Genomic DNA, 21,554 nt, shown 5'->3' on the forward strand with positions numbered 1-21,554 from the left:
TAAGCAGAGGGGTTAAGGGGAATGAACTTTGCAATTATGAATGGAAAATTGGTCAATCGTTCAGAAGCAAAAGTAGATATAGAAGATCGCGGCTATCAATTTGGAGATGGAGTATACGAAGTAATCCGTGTCTATAATGGCAAAATGTTCACGCTTCAAGACCACTTGAATCGGTTTGTAAAGAGCGCTGACAGTATTGGAATTACATTGCCATATACGATTGACGAATGTTCGGCTATGTTAGTGGACCTAGTGACAAAGAATCATTTGGTTGAGGGAATCATCTATATGCAAATTACAAGAGGAACGGCTCCGCGGAATCATGTTTTTCCGGCAAAAGAAGTTGTTCCTACGCTGGTTGCCTACACGAAAGAAGTGGCTCGGCCAGTTGAAAGCTTAGCGAATGGTGTGAAAACTATTTGCATGGAAGATATTCGCTGGCTTCGTTGTGATATCAAGAGTTTAAATCTATTAGGCAATCTATTAGCCAAACAAAGGGCTGCGGAACAGGGATGTTTTGAAGCGATTCAACATCGTGGTGATCAAGTCACGGAAGGAAGCAGCTCCAATGTTTTCATAGTGAAAAATGGGACAGTCATTACGCATGAATCGAATGAGCTTATTTTGAAGGGGATTACAAAAGATGTCATCTTACAAATATGCTCTCAAAATAACATTCCAGTGGAAGAACGGACTTTTACGGTAGCTGAACTGGCTGCGGCTGATGAAGTGTTCTTATCTAGTACAACCTCAGAAGTTATGCCGATTATTGAATTAGAAGGTGTTAAGGTGAAGGATGGTATGCCAGGACCTATCACGAGAAAGCTGCAGAGCTTATTTACAGTAGAAATAGAGAAGCAATGTGGAAAATTAAAAGAAAAGATTTCATTCTAATCAAAGGAGAGTCCGACCCATGAAAAGGATCGGACTCTTTCTCACATATTGGCATAAAATTGACTTTGAGAATTGTCCAGCTCCACCGCCTAGCCAGTTTTCATCCTGAATATTCTTCCATGATTATCTTGTAACAATCATGGCTTGATAAAGCGATGATTGTTACAGCTTGGGTCAAATAACCTTAGGCAAGTAAAGTCAAAGAGCGACTTTTCTTGCCAAAGAACATTTGCCTGTCGGGGCTGACCAAGGCGCTTGCGCTTTTCATATTAGAATTGAAATAAATCGCTTGATAGATATCTTTCTCCTGTATCACAGGCAATGCAAACCACTACATCGTCTGGTGATAGGCGCTTTGCAACCTGCAAGGCAGCATAGCAGGCTCCACCAGAGGATGGTCCAACTAGAATGCCTTCTTCTTTAGCTAATCTCCGAGTAATATCATAGGCATCTTCATCTTCTATTGCATGAATTTCGTCATATACATCTTGGTTCAAAATTTCAGGTATAAACCCTGGGCTGGTTCCAACGAGTTTATGTTTACCGGGTTTCCCTCCTGAAAGTACAGGAGATCCCTTAGGCTCAACAACATGTACAGTTAAATCTTTAAAATGTTCTTTTAATGTTTCTCCGGTTCCTGTGATGGTACCCCCTGTCCCCGCAGTGGCAACAAAGGCAGAAAGTGGTTTTCCAATTTCTTTCATGGCCTCAATGATTTCAACAGCCGTTGTAAAGCGGTGAGCATTTGGATTTGCTTCGTTTTCAAACTGCATAGGAACGAAACTATTTGGTATCTCTTTAGCTAATTCCTGTGCCTTTCTAATCGCCCCAGGCATTTTTTCATCCCCAGGAGTTAGAACAACTTCTGCACCGTATGCTTTTAGGATATTAATCCGCTCTTGCGTCATCGTATCAGGCATAATAATAATGGATTTATACCCTCTAGCTGCTGCATTCATAGCCAGTCCGATACCAGTGTTTCCACTTGTAGGTTCAATGATAGTCGAGCCTTCTCTTAAAAGTCCTGCTTTCTCTGCTTCAATAATCATATTATAAGCAGCGCGGTCCTTCACGCTTTTACTTGGGTTATAAAACTCCAGTTTTAAATAAACAGAGGCCCCGTCTTTGGGAGCTAAGCGATTAAGTTTGACCAGTGGTGTCTCTCCAATTAATTCGGCAATGTTATTTACTACTTTCATTGGGACCCATCCTTTCTTACTTTTATCTATTTTTCAGCAATTTGTTTTATCTACTCCATAATCATAAATAAAAAATGGCGGCTTGTAAAAAATATCGATTATTCATCTATCACAAACTAGATACAATAAAGACAAAATAAACTAAAATTGAGTAAGGGACTGAATCAATAAATGGAACAGAGAACACATTTCTTCTTTGCCGTTAGGATGCCCGAAGAGACCAAACTAAAAATGAAAAAACATATCGAAAAGTTAAAACACCTGATACCGTTTAGCCGATGGGTACATCATCAAGACCTACATATTACGCTTGCTTTTCTAGGAGCAGCACCGGAAGAAAAATTATCACAAGCTCAAAGTCTTGTACAAGAAGCTTCAAAGACAACAAAGCCATTTCAGTTAAGAATTAATAGGCTTGGTTTTTTCGGAAACGAACACTCCCCAAGGGTCTTCTGGGCAGATACGGAGGAAAGTAAGGAATTAATTCTATTAAGAAATAAAGTGTTCTCAGCTTGTGAGGAAGCTGGATTTGCTCTGGAAACTCGACCGTTTCGACCACATATTACCCTAGCAAGAAAGTGGAAAGGGGAAGAAGCCTTTCAACAAACACAGCTCGAAATGTGGAACGAGCTTCAACCAGACCCGCTCCTTTTTCAAGCAAATGAGGTCGTATTATACCAAACACACCTCCAAAAAACACCAAAGTATGAAGCAATAAAAGTATTCCCATTAGAGTAATAGACTAAATTAATGCCTGATTTGGCACACGTGTTGATTGAAACGGAAGGCGCGAGGACTCCTGTGGGAGTATGGTTCAGGAGAGACCCCGCAGGCGCGCTAGCGCCGAGGAGGCTCGCCGAAACACCCACGAACCGCTCGCGCCTGGAGTGGAAATCAACAGACCATTTTAGAAGAGAAAAATGAAAACACTCAAAAAAGGTTGGTCGTATGAAAGAAATTTATTTTATTGTCAATCCAAAGGCAAGAAACGGTTATTGCCTTAAAATCTGGAAGAAAATTGAAAAAGAACTAGAAAAAAAGCAAGTAAGCTATCTTGCTTTTTTTACAGAATATCAGGGGCATGCCAAAAAAATGGCCAGCCAAATAGCTGCAAAAAATGGCAAAGAGAAGATCATCATTGCGGTTGGCGGGGATGGAACCATTCATGAAGTGATGAATGGGGTAGTAGATTATAACCATTGTACACTTGGATTTATCCCAGGCGGGTCAGGAAATGATTTTTCAAGAGGATTTCAAATACCAACAAATCCGGTGGAAGCCTTACAAGTGATTCTTCGTTTGTTGAAGCAGCCGGCATTACCGATAGATATTGGAAAAATAACCAGAGATGACGAGTTATCATATTATTTTATTAATAATATGGGTGCCGGCTTTGATGCTGTCATATCTTACGAAGTAAACCAATCACGGATGAAGGCGCTATTAAATAAACTTTCATTAGGAAGATTGGTGTATGTTTATTTTCTACTAAGAAAGTTATTTACTTATAAAACCTCAACAATTGATTTATCAATTGACGGTGAAAAGCATATATTTGAACAAACATGGTTTGTGACAGTTTCTAACCAACCCTATTATGGTGGTGGAATGAAAATAGCACCCTCTGCAGAGCCAAACGATGGGCTGTTTGATGTTACCGTTGTACAACAGTTATCCAGGATAAAATTGCTGCTTGTTTTTATTAGCGTTTTTTGGGGTAAACACATTTATTTTAACGAAGTGAAAACGTACAAAGGAAAAGTTGTCTCAATAGATTCTCAAGACTCTCTGTTTGTTCATGCGGATGGAGAGCATATTGGGGTTACACCACTGACTATTCATCTCCAAGAAAAGGCAACGGAGGTGTTAACGAGATTGTCCTTTAAGCAAGTTGATGTGAAAGAGAGGGACTCGAATGAATTGTACTGACAGAAAATTTCTTGCCTATTTAGATGAGCTCAATATCATTACGATTCTTCTGCCGCTATCCTATCATGGAGGGGTGTCGTCCACTTTCTATCTTGTTCATGATACTGAAAAATACCCGTTGGATATGATTACGAAGAATGGAATAGTCGATCATATTAAATATGTTTCTAGGTTTTCAGAGGAGTTTTTATTCGAAAAACAATATTGGGTAGTTGACGAGCATGGAGGTAGAACTGACCTCCAAATTGGAGCAGTTATTCGGACCGAGCGTTTTGACGAAAAATTCTATTACACAGGGAACGACCTCGGTGCGACCCTTTTAGGAGATGAAACTCAATTTAAGTTGTGGGCACCCACAGCTATCCAAGTGAAGTTAAAAATAACACCTCCTCAAAGTAGTTTTTCTGAGATTATAAAACTGAAACGCGGGGAGAACGGGGTTTGGTCTGTTAACATTCCGCGGAATTTAGAACTCTTTCACTATAGCTTCCTCGTATTAATCAATCAAGAATGGCGGGAAGCCGTCGACCCATATGTGAAAGCAGTAACGGTTAATGGAGAATATGGAGTAATCATCAAGCGTGATAATCCGCATAGACCTAGACACGATTTACCGCCACTTGAAAGTCCTGTCGATGCGATAATATATGAAACACATATCAGGGATTTTAGTATACATCCACATAGCGGGATAAAGCATAAAGGATTATATCTAGGAGCAGGAGAACTCCATACAAAGGGGCAGGACGGTGAATCTACGGGTTTATCCTATGTGAAGGAGTTAGGGATAACACATCTTGAGTTTCTCCCCTTCCATGACTATGCAGGTGTGGATGAACTTACACCATTTATGGACTATAACTGGGGGTACAATCCCCTCCATTTCAATGCTCCAGAAGGCAGTTATTCCACAAACCCATCTGACCCCTATTCTAGAATGAAGGAGTTAAAATCATTAATTGACCAAATTCACCAAAGTGGCCTTAGGGTCATTATGGATGTTGTATATAATCATGTGTTTATTCGTGAGAATTCGCCTTTTGAAAAAATCGTACCTGGTTATTATTTTCGACACAATGAATTGGGGATGCCATCGAATGGAACAGGTGTAGGTAATGACATTGCATCCGAACGAAAAATGGTAAGGAAATTTATCATTGACTCAATACGTTATTGGATGGAAGAGTATCATATTGATGGATTCCGCTTTGATCTAATGGGGATTTTAGATGTGGAAACGATGACTCAAGTGCGACAGACCTGTGACAGTATTGCGGAAGGGACGCTCATTATTGGGGAGGGATGGAATTTAAATACACCACTTCCTTCAGATGAAAAGGCAACCATTTCCAATCAAGCCAAACTACCTCAAATTGCACAATTTAACGATAAATTTCGTGATACCATCAAAGGTAGTACCTTTAATTTGTTTGATAAGGGGTATGCTCTGGGTAACGAGCACTACATAGATGCAGCTTTAGAAGTACTTGCAGGGAGCATTGGTTTAAAAAAGCGGAATGTACGTCTTTTTAATGAACCCTACCAATCAGTTAACTATGTGGAATGCCATGATAATCATACCCTTTGGGATAAACTCCAAGCTTGTCTTCCGCATGCAGATGACAGAATTCGTGCAAAATATCACCGGTTGGCTACGGGGCTGGTGCTGTTGTCTCAAGGAATCCCGTTTCTTCATAGTGGACAGGAGTTTTTTCGCACGAAGCAAGGGGAAGGGAATAGCTATTGTTCTCCTGACAGGATTAATCAGCTGGACTGGGAACGAAAGATTCAATATAAAGATAATGTGAATTACCTGAAGGGCCTAATTGCTATACGTAGAGCTATGCCTTGCTTTCGAATGAGAACAGCAGAGGAAATTCGTAGTAATATCCGGCCGCTTCCATCATCATCTCCCATTTTAGCGTGCAGCTATCAAATGGTTCATGACAGGGTAATAGTAATTATTAATCCATCTGTAGATGACCAACTTTTTACACTTCCAAAAGGAGATTGGTCTATTTTGGCTGACCAACATGATGCGGGAATTTATTCTAAAGGGGTCCTTCATGGAGGAGAAATAAAAATACCGCCGATTTCATTAATTGTTTTACTAAAAAAATAGTTTTTCGAGATTACTTGACGAAAAAAGGCAATAGGAGATAAAATTTATTAAGATGGCTATTGTGTGCAATGGTTTCAATAGCTTTTTTTTTGTTTTATAAAAATAAAAGCTGTTGAATGAACTCTGGTTATTTTAAACCTTCCAGCAGCACAGGTTTTACCTCCGAGTAAATTGGAGGAATAAGCCCAATAGAACGGCATAAATTGAAGGTGAACGATTTTGGAACATATACTAGGACAAGAGTGGGAAATTACCCCTGCCGGAGGCGCCACTGGTGAAGCCTTTTATGCAGAATATGAGGACCAAAGGCTTTTTTTAAAGCGAAATTCCTCTCCATTCCTTGCGGTTCTTTCAGCAGAAGGCATTGTCCCAAAGCTTGTTTGGACCAAACGGTTGGAAAATGGAGATGTAATAACAGCACAACAATGGCTTCCTGGCAGAGAATTAACACCGGCAGAAATGAATCAAGAGCTTGTTGCCAAACTTCTCAAGAAAATTCACTGCTCAAAGCCAATGCTTGGAATGTTAAGCAGGATAGAGAACTCGCCATTACACCCGGAAACCATTTTTCAATCAGTGGTCAATGAGTTAGACGAACAGGTTCGATCCTTACCGCAAACACAAAAAGCATTAAATTTCCTAAAGAGCGAAGCATTAAATGTTTATTGTGATGAAAAAGTGGTTTGTCATGGAGATGTCAACCATAACAACTGGCTGCTTGCAGAAGACAACCAGTTGTATTTGATTGATTGGGACGGAGCTAGGATTGCAGATCCAGCAATTGATCTTGGATTACTTCTTTATTGGTATATCCCGCCTGAAAACTGGCAGGATTGGCTAAGCATGTACGGGCAAGAACTGACAGACCATTTAAGATTACGAATGAAGTGGTATGTCACCGTGCAAACTTTATCTTCCATTCAATGGCATAAAAATAAAAACCGTTTGGAAGAGATGAACAAGTGGATTCATTTCTTAAATGAAGTTGTTTAATCAGGAAAATTGATCAATATCGTTAACCCATTGTGATAGGTTATTTTGATTCGATAATATATGTTGATCTAAATCAGCCGTTTGCGCACCATTTTGGCTATACTGGTATACTTCCTGTAAAATGTGTTTCACATTTTGATCAACCTGTGTATTAACCATCAGGGATTTCACTAAACGTTCTAGTTGTTCACATTCCGCTACGGAACCACAACAATCGGATTGATGGTTGTTTAATATATCTTTTAACAATGTGACTTGGTCACCATGACTTAACGGCATAAAAGAACACCCTCTCAAGTGGTATTTAAAAAAAGAATTCACACATTTAGGTTGTGATTCTTTTTTTTGTTTATTCGTTTTCTTATTTTCCAACAAGAATCGCTTGCATGTGAGGGTTTTGCATGATATGGTTTGAACGAAATTATTTTTTATAGGAGTGTCACGATGAGACTTAGACATAAACCTTGGGCAAAGGATAAAATAGATCAGAATCCACAATATGTAGTAGCAAACCCTGAAATGCAAAAAGGGAATTGGCACAATGTATTTGAAAAAAATCAGCCTCTTCATATTGAAGTAGGTACCGGTAAAGGACAATTCCTTATCGGTATGGCAAAGGCGAACCCAGACATTAATTATATTGGCATTGAGTTATATGACAGTGTGATTGTCGCTGCTTTGGATCGTTTGATTGAAGCTGAATTACCGAATTTAAAACTCTTAAATGTGAATGCAGCTGAATTAGATAAATATTTTGCGAAGAATGATGTAGAGAGAGTATATTTAAACTTCTCTGATCCATGGCCAAAGTCACGCCATGAAAAAAGAAGGCTGACTTATAAAAATTTCTTGAAGCTTTATGAAGATATTTTAGTCGATGGTGGGGAAATCCACTTTAAAACCGATAATAAAGGATTATTTGAATATTCATTAATGAGTTTCTCAGCTTATGGATTATTATTAAAATACGTTAGCCTTGATTTCCACAAGAGTGGGTATGAAGGAAACGTCATGACTGAATATGAACAGAAGTTTTCTGAAAGAGGACAACGTATCTATCGTTCTGAAGTGAAATATCAAAATCAAAAGTAGTTCTTTTAGGGCAGTTCACTATGTGAGCTGTCTTTTTGTTTCTCCAGTCCAGTCAGCAATGTTAAAATATAGGAAAAAGGGTTGTGAGGAGGAATGGTTATGGAATCATTGAAAATTGGACGTGTTTCATTAACTTGGCTTTCAGGCGGTGTAACAAATTTAGATGGGGGAGCTATGTTTGGTGTTGTTCCCAAAGGATTATGGTCGAAAAAGTACCCATGTAATGATAAAAATCAAATTGAACTCCCTACAGATCCAATTCTAATTCAAATGGACGGAAAAAATATCCTAGTTGAATCAGGATTAGGGAAAGGCAAATTAACAGAGAAACAACTGAGGAATTATGGGGTTACTCAAGAATCCGAACTAGATGCATCCTTACAAGAGTTAGGATTACGTGCAGATGAAATTGATTATGTTGTTATGACTCATTTACACTTTGATCATGCAGGCGGATTAACAAAACTGGTAGACGGACGCTATACGTCAGCATTTCCAAATGCAAAAATCATTACCTCACAAGTAGAATGGGATGAAATGCGACATCCTAATATTCGTTCCAAAAATACATACTGGAAAGAAAACTGGGAAGCTGTTGAGTCACAGGTTGAGCCATTCGAGGGAGAATGGAGCTTAGGTGCTCTAAGGATGATTCATACAGGGGGGCACAGCAATGGCCATTCCATTTTAATAATTGAAGACGGTGGAGAATTAGCCATTCACATGGCGGATTTAATGGCGACACATGCTCATCAAAATGTTTTATGGGTAATGGCTTATGATGATTACCCAATGGACTCTATATTTGCGAAAGAGAAATGGTTTCCGTATGGTTTAAAGAAAAATGCCTGGTTTACATTTTATCATGATGCCTTCTATAGAGCGGTTAAATGGGACAGTGAGGGGACATTATCTGAGGTTATAAAAAGACTTAAATAATAAGGGAAGGCAGATAATTAAATCTGCCTTTTCTTCTAAGATACAAGGTCCCCAGTTAAAGGCCGAACCACTAGTAGCGTACCGGTTTGTGCATCAGCGATAAATTCAAATTGTTCCGTGGAGCCATTATTATTTTTTGAAATTCCACCTTTGTATACACGATAATGGATTTGCTGCTTTTCATATGGCTCTGCTTCCATATGTATCCAAGAACCACTGATAGGCCCATTTTGCTTAAATTGTTTTTTAACTTGTTCCAGTACTTTTTCAGGTGAGACGTTCGTTTTTTGATCGATTACTTCTTTTACTACATATCCACCAATTAAACCGACCGCAGCACCCATGAAGAATGATTTCCAGTTCATAGTAAGGACCTCCAAAAAATAAATTGGAAAAGATTACGTTTAGGATTCTTCTCTCAGTATATCGTATTTGGTTGTTAGAAGGTAATATTACATATATTGAATGAATTATTGGTAAGAGTCACGAAATTTCTGTAAAATAAACTTATACATATGAACACAGAATCTATTTCTGAAGGAGTTGCGAAATGAACGAACAAACACTAAAGCTTTTTCAAACCTTAACTGAGCTTCCAGGGGCACCTGGAAATGAGCATTTAGTAAGAAAATTTATGAGAGAGCAATTAGCTCAATACTCAGATGAAATTATTCAAGATAACTTAGGAAGCATTTTTGGTTTAAAAAAAGGAAATACTCAAGGTCCAACTGTTATGGTAGCTGGCCACATGGATGAAGTGGGTTTCATGGTAACGGCAATTACTGAAAATGGTATGATCCGTTTTCAGCCGCTAGGTGGTTGGTGGAGTCAAGTGCTCCTTGCCCAACGTGTACAGATTATGACGAAGAATGGTCCAGTCATTGGTGTCGTTGGTTCCATTCCACCACATCTTTTAGATGAATCCAAGCGTAACAAACCAATGGAGATTAAGAACATGCTAATCGACATTGGCGCAGACAACCGGGAGGATGCGGAAGAAATCGGCATTAAACCAGGGCAGACTATTTTGCCTATTTGTCCATTCACTCCAATGGCTAATAAAAAGAAAATTTTAGCAAAAGCATGGGATAATCGTTATGGTTGTGGATTAGCCATTGAACTTCTTCAAGAGTTAAAAGATGAAACATTACCAAACATTCTTTATTCAGGTGCTACGGTTCAAGAGGAAGTAGGTTTACGCGGTGCCCAAACAGCTGCAAATATGATTAAACCTGATATCTTCTTTGCACTTGATGCGAGTCCTGCAAATGATATGAGTGGAGATAAACTAGAATTTGGCCAATTAGGCAAAGGTGCTTTGCTCCGAATCCTAGATCGATCCATGGTTACGCATCGTGGAATGAGAGAGTTTGTCCTTGATATTGCAGAAACGCATCAAATTCCATATCAATATTTCGTTTCACAAGGCGGTACGGATGCCGGACGTGTTCATCAGTCCAATGAGGGCGTTCCGAGTGCAGTAGTAGGGATTTGTTCACGCTATATCCATACCCATGCATCCATCATTCATATTGATGACTATGCAGCTGCCAAAGAATTAATCGTGAAACTTGTAAAAGCCTGTGACCAAACAACAGTTGATACAATTCGATCTAACAGCTAATACATGGGGGCATGGTTCATGCCTCCTTTTTGTATGGTCTTTGTAAAAGCCTTATGCTAATTTATACACCTGTTGATTGGAGCGGAAGGCGCGAAGACTCCTCGAAAATGCTATCGCATTTCCTTCGTGCGTGGGCGGATTCAAGATGCAACTCAATGTCCTGTGGGAGTATGGTTCAGGGGTGAATCCCGCAAGCGCGTTTCTCCGAGGAGACTCGCCGAAACACCCACGAACCGCTCGCGCCTGGAATGGAAATTAACAGCCAAGTTAATAGAGTTTTTATTAGTGAAAAAAGGAGATACAAAAATGAAAATCATTATTGGCTCAAAAAACCCCGCAAAAGTTTTAGCCGTAAAAAATGCTTTTTCTAAAGAGGAAGCAGAGTTTGTCCCATTAGATATTCCATCAAATGTTAATGACCAGCCCTTTACAGATGACGAAACAATCCAAGGTGCTAAGAACCGGGCCATGGGTGCTTTGCTGCAAGGAGAAGGGGATATTGGAATTGGGCTTGAAGGCGGCGTGCAAGAAACAAGCCATGGCCTAATGCTCTGCAACTGGGGAGCGCTAGCCTCCCATGATAGGGAGCCAATTATCGCCGGAGGAGCAAGGTTTCTTCTCCCTGAAGAAATTGCTGTAAGGCTTAGAGCAGGAGAAGAGCTTGGTCCGGTCATGGATGATTATGCAAAAATGAAAAATGTAAGAAAACACGAAGGGGCCGTAGGGATATTTACCAACGGAGAAATAAACCGTGTTGATATGTTTACCCATCTTACGAACCTGCTGGTGGGACAATATTACTATCAAAAAAATATTATATAAATACTTTGTCTACAAAATCCTGTCTTTTGAAATATTTTGGAAGGTATGATATCTTTATAAGACTTTAAAAAGTTGACAGAAAAAACGGAGGCGTTACAAGTGAAAAACTTAGAATCAATGGAGCAATTTGAACAGCTTCGTGACCAAGGGAAAACGATCTTTATGTTTTCAGCAGGCTGGTGCCCTGATTGTCGAATAATTGAGCCGATTCTTCCAGAAATTGAAGCAAAATATAATGAATATACCTTTGTTCATATAGACCGAGATGATTATATTGATTTATGCCAACAGTTAGATGTTTTCGGTATCCCTAGCTTTATTGCCTTTGAAAATGGAAAAGAACTTGGACGTTTTGTAAGCAAAGATCGCAAAACACAAGAAGAAATCGAACAATTCATCGATGGATTAAGATAGCAGGGGAGTGAGGCTGGCTCATGGCTTTTGAGTCAGCCTCATTTTTATTGTACTATTAGAATAGCAGCCCTTAAAGGGAGGAATAGACATGAAAATGGATAGCAAAAAGATGAGAAGGGAATTAGAGACTCGTTTAGCAAAGCAAGAACGGGCAATTTCCTATGATCGCGACAAAGATACACTTAGAATTGAAAGTAAAGCAACAGGGAAAGGAATAACCGTCTCATTACCGGGGATTATCGCCAAATGGCATGCTGAAAAAGAAAAAGCGATTGATGAAGTCGTTTATTATGTGAGTGAAGGCCTGCAAGCAATGGAGGATACGGTTCAATTAACTGATCACGAAAAGAATATCTTTCCTGTCATTCGTTCAACGTCTTTCCCTAAGGAATCAGAGGAGGGAAACCCCTTCTTAAGTGATGAACATACGGCGGAAACGAAAATTTATTACGCATATGACATGGGGAAAACATATCGGTTAATTGACCGTCGTACGATGGAAAGAGAAGGCTGGGAAGCGAACAGAATTAAAGAAATAGCTTTATTTAACGCCAGATCTCTTTCCACTTCCGTAAAGGAAGACCAAGTTGCCGGGAACATCTTTTATTTTCTTAATACCAATGATGGATATGATGCAAGCCGAATCCTAAATAAAGGCTTCCTAAATGAAATGCAGAAACGAATAGTTGGATCGATGGTTTTAGCAGTTCCTCACCAGGATGTATTAATTATTGGAGATATCCGTAATGATAGGGGATATGATGTTCTAGCCCAAATGGCAATGAGTTTCTTTGCAAATGGCCGGGTACCAATCACTGCTTTGTCCTTTATATATGAAAATGGGGAATTAGAGCCCATTTTCATTTTAGGAAAAAATAAATAAAATGAATGAAGAAGGATCACAGAAAGTGGTCTTTTTTCATTACTTCTTTGGGGGATATATCCAATTCGAATATATTTCGACTTATTCTGAGAAATTATCTCGAAAAAATATTAAATACTGCTAAAATAGAATGATAGATGAAAGTAGAAAGAGTGATAGTTTTGAGCTGGATCCAAAACTTTTTTCAAAAGTTTAAAAAAGATGAGGAAGAGGAATTTAACGAATTTCTTATACATACCCCTAAAACCGAAGAGTTTCCAAATTTAAACCCATTAGAAAGTGTAAAAGATTTAGATACTAAAATTTCCTATCAATATCCTAAAGGCGGTTTACGAACATCTACAACTCCCTTATCTGAGGTGAAACCTAAAGCTGCTGAATCTGTAAGAATACAGAAGAATTCAGAACCCCCTCTTGAAATTAGACGGAGAAGGGAACAGAAGGATGTTGAGCCTGTAAAAACTGAAGTGGCAAAACCGGTTAAAGAACCGCATTCACCACCGAGAATGAAAGGACCATTTCATCCGACAGAGATTCCTTCTCCTATTTTCGGGTTTAATAGGCCAAAGAAGTCGGAGACGATTGTAGAGCATGAATTAAGTCACTTTTTAAATGATGAAGATAGAGAGCAACTAAACTTTATAACACCAATTGAAGAGTTAATGGCTGAGAAATCTGTAAACAATTCAGATGAAACTCCAGATGAAAGTCTATTAAATGTAAAAGACTTAGAACCTGAATATGAACTTGAACCAATAACTGTTGAACCAAATATTGCGGTTGAATCAGCTGTTTCTGAACCTCAAGCAGAACCAGTTGAATGTGAAGAAACCCGAATCGATCAGCTTGAAGCTTTGCCTATCCAGCCTGAACCCAAACGTACTCGCATGCCTTTTAATGTGATGATGTTAAAGCAGGATAAGCTCAAGTGGGAAGAAAGAAGTCGAAGAAAGGAACAAGAGAAGAATCTTCTCATAAGTGAAGAAAAGTCGGAAGAAATATCAATGGATACATCTTTAGATCGACTATTAGAGAGGGCAATAGAAGAGCCAGTTGTTCAAAAGGAGGAACCAGCTCCACGCGTTTTTGAAAATGTAGAGCAGAATACGAATCATGGCACGTATATACTTCCTCCATCGAGTTTATTACACCCTCCAGTAAAAGAAGATAGGGATATCGGGTGGTTATTAGAACAGGAAGAGCTTTTAAATCTTACCCTCAAAAACTTTAATGTCGGTGCAAGTGTGGTCAATGTGACACAAGGGCCATCTGTTACCCGTTTTGAAGTGCAGCCCGAACCGGGAGTAAAAGTGAATAAGATTACGAACCTAAGTGACGATATTAAATTAAGTCTGGCGGCCAGAGATATTCGGATTGAAGCACCTATTCCTGGAAAGCATACTATTGGGATCGAAGTGCCAAATCAAAAGTCAAGACCTGTCTTTATTAATGAAATTATCCAAAGTAAGGTTTTCCAAGAGTCAACGTCTCCACTAACTGCAGTCATGGGACTGGACATTGCAGGGAAGCCGATTGTAACTGACTTGAAGAAAATGCCGCACGGACTTATTGCCGGGGCTACTGGTTCAGGTAAGAGTGTATGTATCAATACAATTTTAGTTAGTTTGTTGTGTAAGGCTAGTCCAGAGGATCTAAAGCTCTTGCTGATCGACCCAAAAGTGGTAGAACTCGCACCCTATAATCGCATTCCACATCTTGTTAGCCCGGTCATTACCGATGTAAAGGCCGCAACAGCTGCATTAAAATGGGCAGTGGATGAAATGGAAAGAAGATATGAGCTATTTGCACATGCTGGCGTGCGTGATATCAATCGCTTTAATGAGTTAGCGCTAAAGCATAAGCGATATTCTGAAAAGCTTCCATTTATTGTAATCATCATAGATGAATTAGCCGATTTAATGATGATGTCACCAGCCGATGTAGAAGAGGCAATTTGCAGAATTGCTCAAAAAGCAAGAGCATGTGGTATTCATCTTATCGTTGCCACGCAGAGACCTTCGGTTGATGTTATTACTGGGTTAATTAAAGCCAATATCCCTACAAGAATTGCCTTTTCTGTTTCTTCCCAAGTTGATTCACGGACTATCATTGATATTAGCGGGGCTGAGAAATTATTAGGCCGTGGGGACATGTTATTTTTAGAAAATGGGTCATCTAAACCAGTAAGGTTGCAGGGAACTTACGTATCCGATGAAGAAATCGATCTGATCGTTGAGCATGCAAGGGAGCAGAGGGAGCCTGACTATTTATTTGAACAAGAAGAACTTCTAAAGAAGGCACAGGTAATAGAGGAAGAAGATGAACTTTTTTATGAAGCGTGTGAGTTTATTATTGAACAAGGTGGAGCGTCCACCTCTAGTTTGCAGCGTCGCTTTAAAATAGGCTATAACAGAGCGGCAAGATTAATGGATATGCTTGAGCAAAATGGCTTTATTACAGGTGCAAACGGAAGTAAGCCTCGAGAAGTTTTAATAACAGAGGCAGATTTAATGGCGATACAAGAATAGCAAAAATATAGAATTGACGGTATTCTTTCTAAATACGAACAAATAATAATTAGTGCATTTATTAAGTGGATTATAAAGAAAATTGACACTAATAGTTTTTATGAAAGAAGAATGTTATAATAGTTAAATGATTTCAAATCAGTAACCATATTTACAGTAAATCTATAAACAATGTCAAATACAGACAGATGTCATATACTGTTTTACAGATAGACGTTGGTTGGAGGTTCTTCTATGACTATTTACCATTTTGTAGGTATTAAGGGGTCTGGGATGAGTGCACTTGCACAAGTTCTACACGATATGAAATTTGAGGTTCAAGGCTCCGATGTCGAAAAGCGCTTTTTTACTCAACTTGCCCTTGAACAATCTGGAATTAAAATTCTTCCTTTTCAAAAGGAAAACATCAAGCCGGGGATGACGATTATTGCAGGAAATGCTTACCCTGATACACATGAGGAAATTCAAGAGGCAATGAAGCTTGGACTTCCAGTAGTAAGATACCATCGTTTCTTGGGCGATTTTATGCAGAATTTCACAAGTGTTGCCATTACGGGAGCACATGGGAAAACATCAACGACTGGTTTACTTGCTCATGTTATTAGAGGCGCTAAACCTACTAGCTTTTTAATTGGTGATGGAACAGGAAAGGGACAAGAAGGGGCCGAATACTTTGTATTTGAAGCTTGCGAATACAGAAGGCATTTCCTATCGTATTTCCCAGACTATGCCATTATGACAAACATTGATTTCGATCACCCTGATTATTTTGCCAACATTGAAGATGTATTTTCAGCCTTTCAAGAGATGGCCCTTCAGGTAAAAAAAGGTATTTTTGCTTATGGTGATGATGAGCAGCTTCAGAGAATCCAGGCGAAGGTTCCAGTATTGTTTTATGGGTTTGGCGAGGAAAATGATTATCAGGCAAAAAATCTGGTCAAATCAACTGATGGAACGAGTTTCGATGTATTTATTCGTAATACGTTCTATGACACGTTCTCTATTCCGACCTTTGGTGATCACAGTGTGTTAAATGCTCTATCTGTCATTGGTGTATGTCATTATGAAGAGATTGATGTGAACATCGTAAAAGAACAGTTGCTTACGTTCCAAGGTGTGAAAAGAAGATTCTCTGAAAAGAGAATTGGATCACAAATTCTCATTGATGACTATGCCCATCATCCGACTGAGATTAAAGCAACCATTGATGCGGCAAAGCAGAAATACCCTGATAAGCAGATCGTGGCTGTATTCCAACCACATACTTTCACACGGACACAGGCCTTTTTAGAAGATTTTGCTGAAAGTCTTCGACTAGCGGATAAAGCTTATTTGTGTGAAATCTTTGGATCAGCTCGTGAAAATCATGGGAAGTTGACTATTAAGGATTTACAGGAAAAAATTGATGGCTCTGAGATTTTAACTGAGGAAAATACTTCGGAATTAAATAGATACAATAATAGTGTTATTGTATTTATGGGAGCCGGAGATATTCAAAAATTCCAGGAATCTTATGAAAAACAAATCATTCAATAACATAAAAAAGGCTGGCACCTTGTGGTGTCAGCCTTATTATGTTTATTTTAAATTGTCAGGATTTAATACTTCTAACTCGGGAAGCACGAATAGGCCGTCTTTTCGAATGAGGACATCATCAAAATAGATTTCTCCTCCGCCATATTCAGGACGTTGGATATTAACCATGTCCCAATGGATATTGGAATGGTTGCCGTTATAAGCATCATCATAGCTTTGTCCAGGCGTGAAGTGGAAGCTGCCGGCAATTTTTTCATCGAACAGAATATCCTGCATTGGGTTCAGAATAAACGGATTGACGCCAATCGCAAACTCTCCAATATAACGTGCTCCTTCATCCGTATCAAAAATCTTATTAATACGGCTGGTATCGTTGGACTCTGCTTCTACAATTTTTCCATCCTTAAACGTAAGCTTTACATTTTCGAAGGTGAAGCCTTGGTATGGTGATGGTGTATTATAAGTGATGACGCCATTCACAGAATCACGCACAGGAGCTGTGTACACTTCACCATCAGGAATATTTAATCGACCTGCACATTTAATCGCAGGGATATCTTTAATAGAGAAGGTTAAATCTGTTCCAGGGCCAGTTAACCGGACCTTGTCTGTTCGGTTCATTAGTTCCACTAAGCTGTCCATCGCCTGGTCCATTTTACCGTAATCAAGATTACATACATTGAAATAGAAGTCTTCAAATGCTTCGGTGCTCATTTTAGCTAATTGAGCCATTGATGATGTTGGATATCTAAGTACAACCCATTTTGTTTTTGGCACGCGAATGTCACGGTGCACCTTTTTGCCAATTGTGTTACCTTGAATTTTCATCTTATCATCTGGAACATCAGAGAGCTCACTGATGTTGTCACCAGAACGCAGTCCTATGTACGCATCCATTTTACCCATAACATTTGCTTCAAAATCAGCCATCATGTTAAATTGCTCTTCTTGAGCTCCGAATAATAAAGCGCGGTCCACTTGATGATCTTTTAATAGAACAAATGGATATCCTCCTGCAGTATATGCCTCTTTCACGAGTGCAGTTACAAGCTCTCGTTGCAGTCCAAAATTCTCGATTAAAACCTTCTCTCCTTTTTGAAGCTGTACGGAGTAGTTGATTAAATTCTTTGCTAGTTTTTCAATACGAGGATCCTTCATGAAATAACGCCTCCAACTAAAAATTATGTACCTTACCTATTGTAACCGATTAATGACAGAAAGTTGAAAAATAAAAAATCTTTCAACGGATGAAATGTGAAAAATTTTAAAGTACTAGCAGGAAAACAAGACAAATGAATGGAAGTAGTATAAGATATTAGCGAGGTTTATATCCACGTTGGATGGGTAATACATATTGATATAGTTTAGGCGGAGGTGCACGATGCAAATTATTTTATACTTAAGCGTAGCCCTAATTGCTATTGCGTTTTTGGTGTTAGTTATTTATTTATCGGCAACGCTCAAATCACTTCAGGTTACACTTACAAGCGTTTCAAAAACACTGACAGGATTAGAAAAACAACTGGATGGAGTAACAAGCGAAACCACATTACTTTTACAAAAAACAAATGCATTGGCTGAAGATATTCAGCAAAAATCTGAAGGTTTAAATAGTGTGGTAGATGCAGTTAAGGATGTTGGGGTGACCGTTAGTAAATTTAACGGAACATTGCTTAACTTAACTAATACTGTTGACCAGCAAGTGGAAGATAGTAAAGAGAAAATATCACAAATCGTTCAATGGAGCAATGTAATCCTTGAATTGAAAGATAAATGGCAGGCTAGAAAACAAACTAAGAATGAAAAAGTTTCAGAAGAAATAGTACGAAAGGTAAGAGCACATTAATAATAAAGGAGGAAAGGCAGATGTCTAACAGAGAATATGAATCAAGAGAATCAAATCAAAACAGAAATGACGAATCTTCCAGCGGCTTTATTTTAGGAGCGTTAATTGGTGGGATGGTGGGAGCTGCTGCAGCATTACTATTTGCTCCTAAGTCAGGCAAAGAACTCCGTAAGACATTAACGGAACAAGCTGGGCCTATTTTGGATAAGACAGGTCAACTACGGGAAAATGTAGCCAATAAAAGTAGTGAGTTAGCATCCAAAACAGCCTCGCTTTCTCAAGGCATTGTCCTACAATCTTCCGAGCTGGTGAATAAAGTGAAGGGTAAGTCCGTTCCAAAAGAGGAATCTGATCCAACTTATATCTCACTTCAACAGGGAAATAAGAAAGCAGGTTCCGAAAAGCCTGCTGAAGCAGGGCATCTAAATAGTGACGATATTCGAAAAAAATTAGAGGAAGCACAAAAGGCTTTTGATGAAGAGGAAAACAAAGTAAAACTTTAATAGTTATATTATTTGTGATACAAACGGTGAAGTGATAAAATGACTTCACCGTTTATTTTATTTATAGGAGTTATAGCTTTTCTAACTGGAGGAATGTAAAAATGCTAGAAAAAATTGATTCAATTGAACAATTTAATGAATTAGTGAACAAAGAAAGTAGATTCTACTTGTTAAAGCACAGCCTAACCTGTCCTATTAGCCATGCTGCATACAAAGAATACGAAAAGTATGCTAATGAAAATCAAAATGTACCCACATATTTCTTAGCGGTTCAAGATTCTCGTCCATTATCCAATGAAATCGCAGAAAGATTTGAAATAAAGCATGAATCACCGCAAGCAATCCTATTTTCAAATGGACAACCAGTATGGAATGCTTCCCATTGGAAAATAACCAATAAGGCATTGCTCAATGCAAGCAGTGTAACTCAATAATTAATAAAAAAGGGGATGATCAATCATCCTCTTCATTTATAGAAAAAAATTTTTTTAAAACGACACATCCTTCACGAAGGAAACATACAATACTTTATTATACATCTATTTGCTTTAATGCTTAAAAGCGTTTAATTAATAAAGAAAAAATAGATGACAAAGAAATATATTTCCGCTATAATAAAGCCTAATTATTAAAATATTTTAAAATTAATAACTTTAGCTGTAAATCATTATTTTACAAGTAACGATTTGCAAACGAAAGGACGGGGACGATAATGGGCAAAAAAATTGAATTGGACCAATTGAGAGCACGTGTAGATGAATTAAACTTGGAATTGTTGAGGCTAATTAATGAAAGAGCTCAACTCGTCCAAGAAATTGGACGGGTGAAAGAAAATCAAGGTGTTTACCGTTACGATCCAGTCCGTGAGAGAAAAATGCTTGATATTATTAAAGAGCATAACGATGGCCCGTTTGATAACTCAACCATCGATCATATTTTTAAGGAAATTTTTAAGGCGGGATTAGATCTACAAAAAGATGACCATGAAAAAGCCCTGCTTGTCTCCAGAAAGAAGAAGCCTGAAAATACGATTGTTACCCTTAAAGGTGAAAACGTTGGGGACGGAAAGCCTCATTTTGTATTTGGACCATGTGCAGTTGAATCATACGAGCAGGTAGCTACTGTGGCTAAAGCTATGAAGGAAAAAGGCTTAAAGCTACTTCGCGGTGGTGCTTATAAGCCGAGAACCTCTCCTTACGATTTCCAAGGTCTAGGAGTTGAAGGCTTGAAAATCTTAAAGCGTGTCGCTGATGAATATGATATGGCTGTGATTAGTGAGATTGTAAACCCGGCTGATCTTGAAATGGCTTCAGACTATATCGACGTCATCCAAATTGGCGCCCGAAACATGCAGAACTTTGAATTGTTAAAAGCAGCAGGTTCATTGAAAAAACCTGTATTGTTAAAGAGAGGAATTGCAGCAACGATAGAAGAGTTTATCAATGCGGCTGAATACATCATGGCACAAGGAAATGGCCAAATCATTCTATGTGAACGTGGTATTCGAACGTACGAACGAGCAACTAGAAACACACTTGATATCTCAGCGGTGCCAATTCTGAAGCAAGAAACACACTTACCAGTAATGGTCGATGTTACACACTCAACGGGTAGAAGAGATTTACTTTTACCTGCTGCCAAGGCTGCAATTGCAATTGGTGCAGATGGAGTCATGGCTGAGGTTCACCCAGACCCAGCTGTTGCTCTCTCCGACCAAAAGCAGCAAATGGATCTTGACCAATTCAATCACTTCTATAATGAATTACTTGCATCAAACTTTGTACGGATTTAATGATAAGGCTTTGTTAAAGAACATAGGTGATTTTTTACCCTGTTGACTGGAGTGGAAGGAGCGAAGACTCCTCGAAAATGCTATCGCATTTCCTTCGTGCGTGGGCGGATTCAAGATGCAATTCAATGTCCTGTGGGAGTATGGTTCAGGGGAGACCCCGCAGGCGCGTTTCTCCGAGGAGGCTCGCCGAAACACCCACGGACCGCTCGCTCCTGGAGCGGAAATCAACAGATAACTTTAACAAATCGAATGATAGTAAAGGGTCTGACTCTTGTGTCAGCCCTTTTTTTGTGGTTTTATAGAAAAATAAACGAAAAATGTTGACAAATGCAATTGCGGCTTTATTATTCTTGTCGTATCATTAAGTACATACTAAGATTGTTTATTATCTCACAATCAATAATTATGACTAGGTTTTCAATAACAGATGTAAAATAA

General features: G+C 38.8%; 20 protein-coding genes and 1 pseudogene. 17 read left to right on the forward strand and 4 right to left on the reverse strand.

Going from position 1 to position 21,554, the window contains the following annotated elements; genetic code table 11:
* The first annotated feature begins 21 nt into the window (after positions 1–21).
* Complete coding sequence (gene dat, locus QE429_RS07910; RefSeq protein ID WP_307286025.1) at positions 22–894, forward strand: D-amino-acid transaminase; 873 nt, start codon at positions 22–24, stop codon at positions 892–894.
* A gap of 269 nt (positions 895–1,163) precedes the next feature.
* Here the strand turns inward: dat and cysK are convergent, their stop codons facing one another.
* Positions 1,164–2,093: a cysteine synthase A gene (gene cysK, locus QE429_RS07915; protein ID WP_307286028.1), complete on the reverse strand. Its 930-nt coding sequence runs from the start codon at positions 2,091–2,093 to the stop codon at positions 1,164–1,166.
* A 171-nt stretch (positions 2,094–2,264) separates the two neighbouring features.
* Here cysK and thpR point away from each other — a divergent pair, with 171 nt between their 5' ends.
* The 4 genes from thpR to QE429_RS07935 all read left to right on the forward strand — a co-directional run bounded on the left by thpR (position 2,265) and on the right by QE429_RS07935 (position 7,137).
* Positions 2,265–2,831, forward strand: coding sequence for an RNA 2',3'-cyclic phosphodiesterase (thpR, locus tag QE429_RS07920; RefSeq protein ID WP_307286031.1), 567 nt, complete (start codon positions 2,265–2,267; stop codon positions 2,829–2,831).
* Between the two features lie 210 nt (positions 2,832–3,041).
* Positions 3,042–4,022, forward strand: coding sequence for a diacylglycerol/lipid kinase family protein (locus QE429_RS07925; RefSeq protein WP_307286034.1), 981 nt, complete (start codon positions 3,042–3,044; stop codon positions 4,020–4,022).
* A complete protein-coding gene (gene pulA, locus QE429_RS07930) occupies positions 4,009–6,144 on the forward strand; it encodes a type I pullulanase (RefSeq protein ID WP_307286036.1) in 2,136 nt (711 codons plus the stop codon). The genes QE429_RS07925 and pulA overlap by 14 nt, the downstream gene beginning before the upstream one ends.
* A gap of 219 nt (positions 6,145–6,363) precedes the next feature.
* Positions 6,364–7,137: a phosphotransferase family protein gene (locus tag QE429_RS07935; protein WP_307286038.1), complete on the forward strand. Its 774-nt coding sequence runs from the start codon at positions 6,364–6,366 to the stop codon at positions 7,135–7,137.
* Here QE429_RS07935 and QE429_RS07940 read toward each other — a convergent pair whose 3' ends face one another.
* A complete protein-coding gene (locus QE429_RS07940; protein WP_307286042.1) occupies positions 7,138–7,416 on the reverse strand; it encodes a YtzH-like family protein in 279 nt (92 codons plus the stop codon).
* Positions 7,417–7,581: 165 nt separating this feature from the next.
* Between QE429_RS07940 and trmB the strand changes: the two genes are divergently transcribed.
* Both trmB and QE429_RS07950 read left to right on the forward strand, forming a co-directional pair.
* Positions 7,582–8,229, forward strand: a complete 648-nt coding sequence (trmB, locus tag QE429_RS07945) for a tRNA (guanosine(46)-N7)-methyltransferase TrmB (protein ID WP_307286045.1) — start codon at positions 7,582–7,584, stop codon at positions 8,227–8,229.
* Between the two features lie 99 nt (positions 8,230–8,328).
* Positions 8,329–9,168 (forward strand): YtnP family quorum-quenching lactonase, encoded by an 840-nt coding sequence (locus tag QE429_RS07950; RefSeq protein ID WP_307286047.1) that lies wholly within the window; start codon positions 8,329–8,331, stop codon positions 9,166–9,168.
* A 35-nt stretch (positions 9,169–9,203) separates the two neighbouring features.
* Here QE429_RS07950 and QE429_RS07955 read toward each other — a convergent pair whose 3' ends face one another.
* Positions 9,204–9,533 carry a PepSY domain-containing protein gene (locus QE429_RS07955; protein WP_307286049.1) on the reverse strand — a complete coding sequence of 110 codons (330 nt, stop codon included), beginning with the start codon at positions 9,531–9,533 and terminating at the stop codon, positions 9,204–9,206.
* A 185-nt stretch (positions 9,534–9,718) separates the two neighbouring features.
* Between QE429_RS07955 and QE429_RS07960 the strand changes: the two genes are divergently transcribed.
* The 6 genes and pseudogenes from QE429_RS07960 (at position 9,719) to murC (ending at position 16,975) form a co-directional block, all read left to right on the forward strand.
* The gene (locus tag QE429_RS07960; RefSeq protein ID WP_307286052.1) at positions 9,719–10,792 is read left to right on the forward strand and encodes a M42 family metallopeptidase; all 1,074 of its coding nucleotides are present in this window, start codon (positions 9,719–9,721) and stop codon (positions 10,790–10,792) included.
* A gap of 306 nt (positions 10,793–11,098) precedes the next feature.
* On the forward strand, positions 11,099–11,614 hold the full coding sequence (locus tag QE429_RS07965) for a DUF84 family protein (RefSeq protein ID WP_307286053.1): 516 nt from the start codon (positions 11,099–11,101) through the stop codon (positions 11,612–11,614).
* Positions 11,615–11,713: 99 nt separating this feature from the next.
* Positions 11,714–12,028 carry a thioredoxin family protein gene (locus tag QE429_RS07970; RefSeq protein WP_307286056.1) on the forward strand — a complete coding sequence of 105 codons (315 nt, stop codon included), beginning with the start codon at positions 11,714–11,716 and terminating at the stop codon, positions 12,026–12,028.
* 88 nt (positions 12,029–12,116) lie between these two features.
* The gene (locus QE429_RS07975) at positions 12,117–12,911 is read left to right on the forward strand and encodes a DUF1444 domain-containing protein (RefSeq protein ID WP_373463184.1); all 795 of its coding nucleotides are present in this window, start codon (positions 12,117–12,119) and stop codon (positions 12,909–12,911) included.
* 872 nt (positions 12,912–13,783) lie between these two features.
* A pseudogene (locus tag QE429_RS07980) lies at positions 13,784–15,439 on the forward strand (DNA translocase FtsK); the annotation flags it as partial.
* A gap of 234 nt (positions 15,440–15,673) precedes the next feature.
* The gene (gene murC, locus QE429_RS07985; protein ID WP_307286062.1) at positions 15,674–16,975 is read left to right on the forward strand and encodes a UDP-N-acetylmuramate--L-alanine ligase; all 1,302 of its coding nucleotides are present in this window, start codon (positions 15,674–15,676) and stop codon (positions 16,973–16,975) included.
* Positions 16,976–17,017: 42 nt separating this feature from the next.
* Here the strand turns inward: murC and QE429_RS07990 are convergent, their stop codons facing one another.
* Positions 17,018–18,133, reverse strand: a complete 1,116-nt coding sequence (locus QE429_RS07990) for an aminopeptidase (protein WP_307286065.1) — start codon at positions 18,131–18,133, stop codon at positions 17,018–17,020.
* A gap of 223 nt (positions 18,134–18,356) precedes the next feature.
* On the opposite strand from QE429_RS07990, the gene QE429_RS07995 reads away from it, so the two are divergent.
* The 4 genes from QE429_RS07995 to QE429_RS08010 all read left to right on the forward strand — a co-directional run bounded on the left by QE429_RS07995 (position 18,357) and on the right by QE429_RS08010 (position 21,116).
* Complete coding sequence (locus QE429_RS07995; RefSeq protein WP_307286068.1) at positions 18,357–18,821, forward strand: DUF948 domain-containing protein; 465 nt, start codon at positions 18,357–18,359, stop codon at positions 18,819–18,821.
* Between the two features lie 20 nt (positions 18,822–18,841).
* Positions 18,842–19,324, forward strand: coding sequence for a YtxH domain-containing protein (locus QE429_RS08000; RefSeq protein ID WP_307286071.1), 483 nt, complete (start codon positions 18,842–18,844; stop codon positions 19,322–19,324).
* 101 nt (positions 19,325–19,425) lie between these two features.
* Entirely contained in the window at positions 19,426–19,758 is a 333-nt protein-coding gene (ytxJ, locus tag QE429_RS08005) for a bacillithiol system redox-active protein YtxJ (protein WP_307286073.1), read from the forward strand.
* 278 nt (positions 19,759–20,036) lie between these two features.
* Positions 20,037–21,116: a bifunctional 3-deoxy-7-phosphoheptulonate synthase/chorismate mutase gene (locus tag QE429_RS08010; RefSeq protein WP_307286075.1), complete on the forward strand. Its 1,080-nt coding sequence runs from the start codon at positions 20,037–20,039 to the stop codon at positions 21,114–21,116.
* The last annotated feature ends 438 nt before the right edge of the window (positions 21,117–21,554 follow it).

It is taken from the genome of Bacillus sp. SORGH_AS_0510 (assembly GCF_030818775.1).
In the GTDB taxonomy this organism is placed as follows: Bacteria; Bacillota; Bacilli; order Bacillales; family Cytobacillaceae; genus Neobacillus.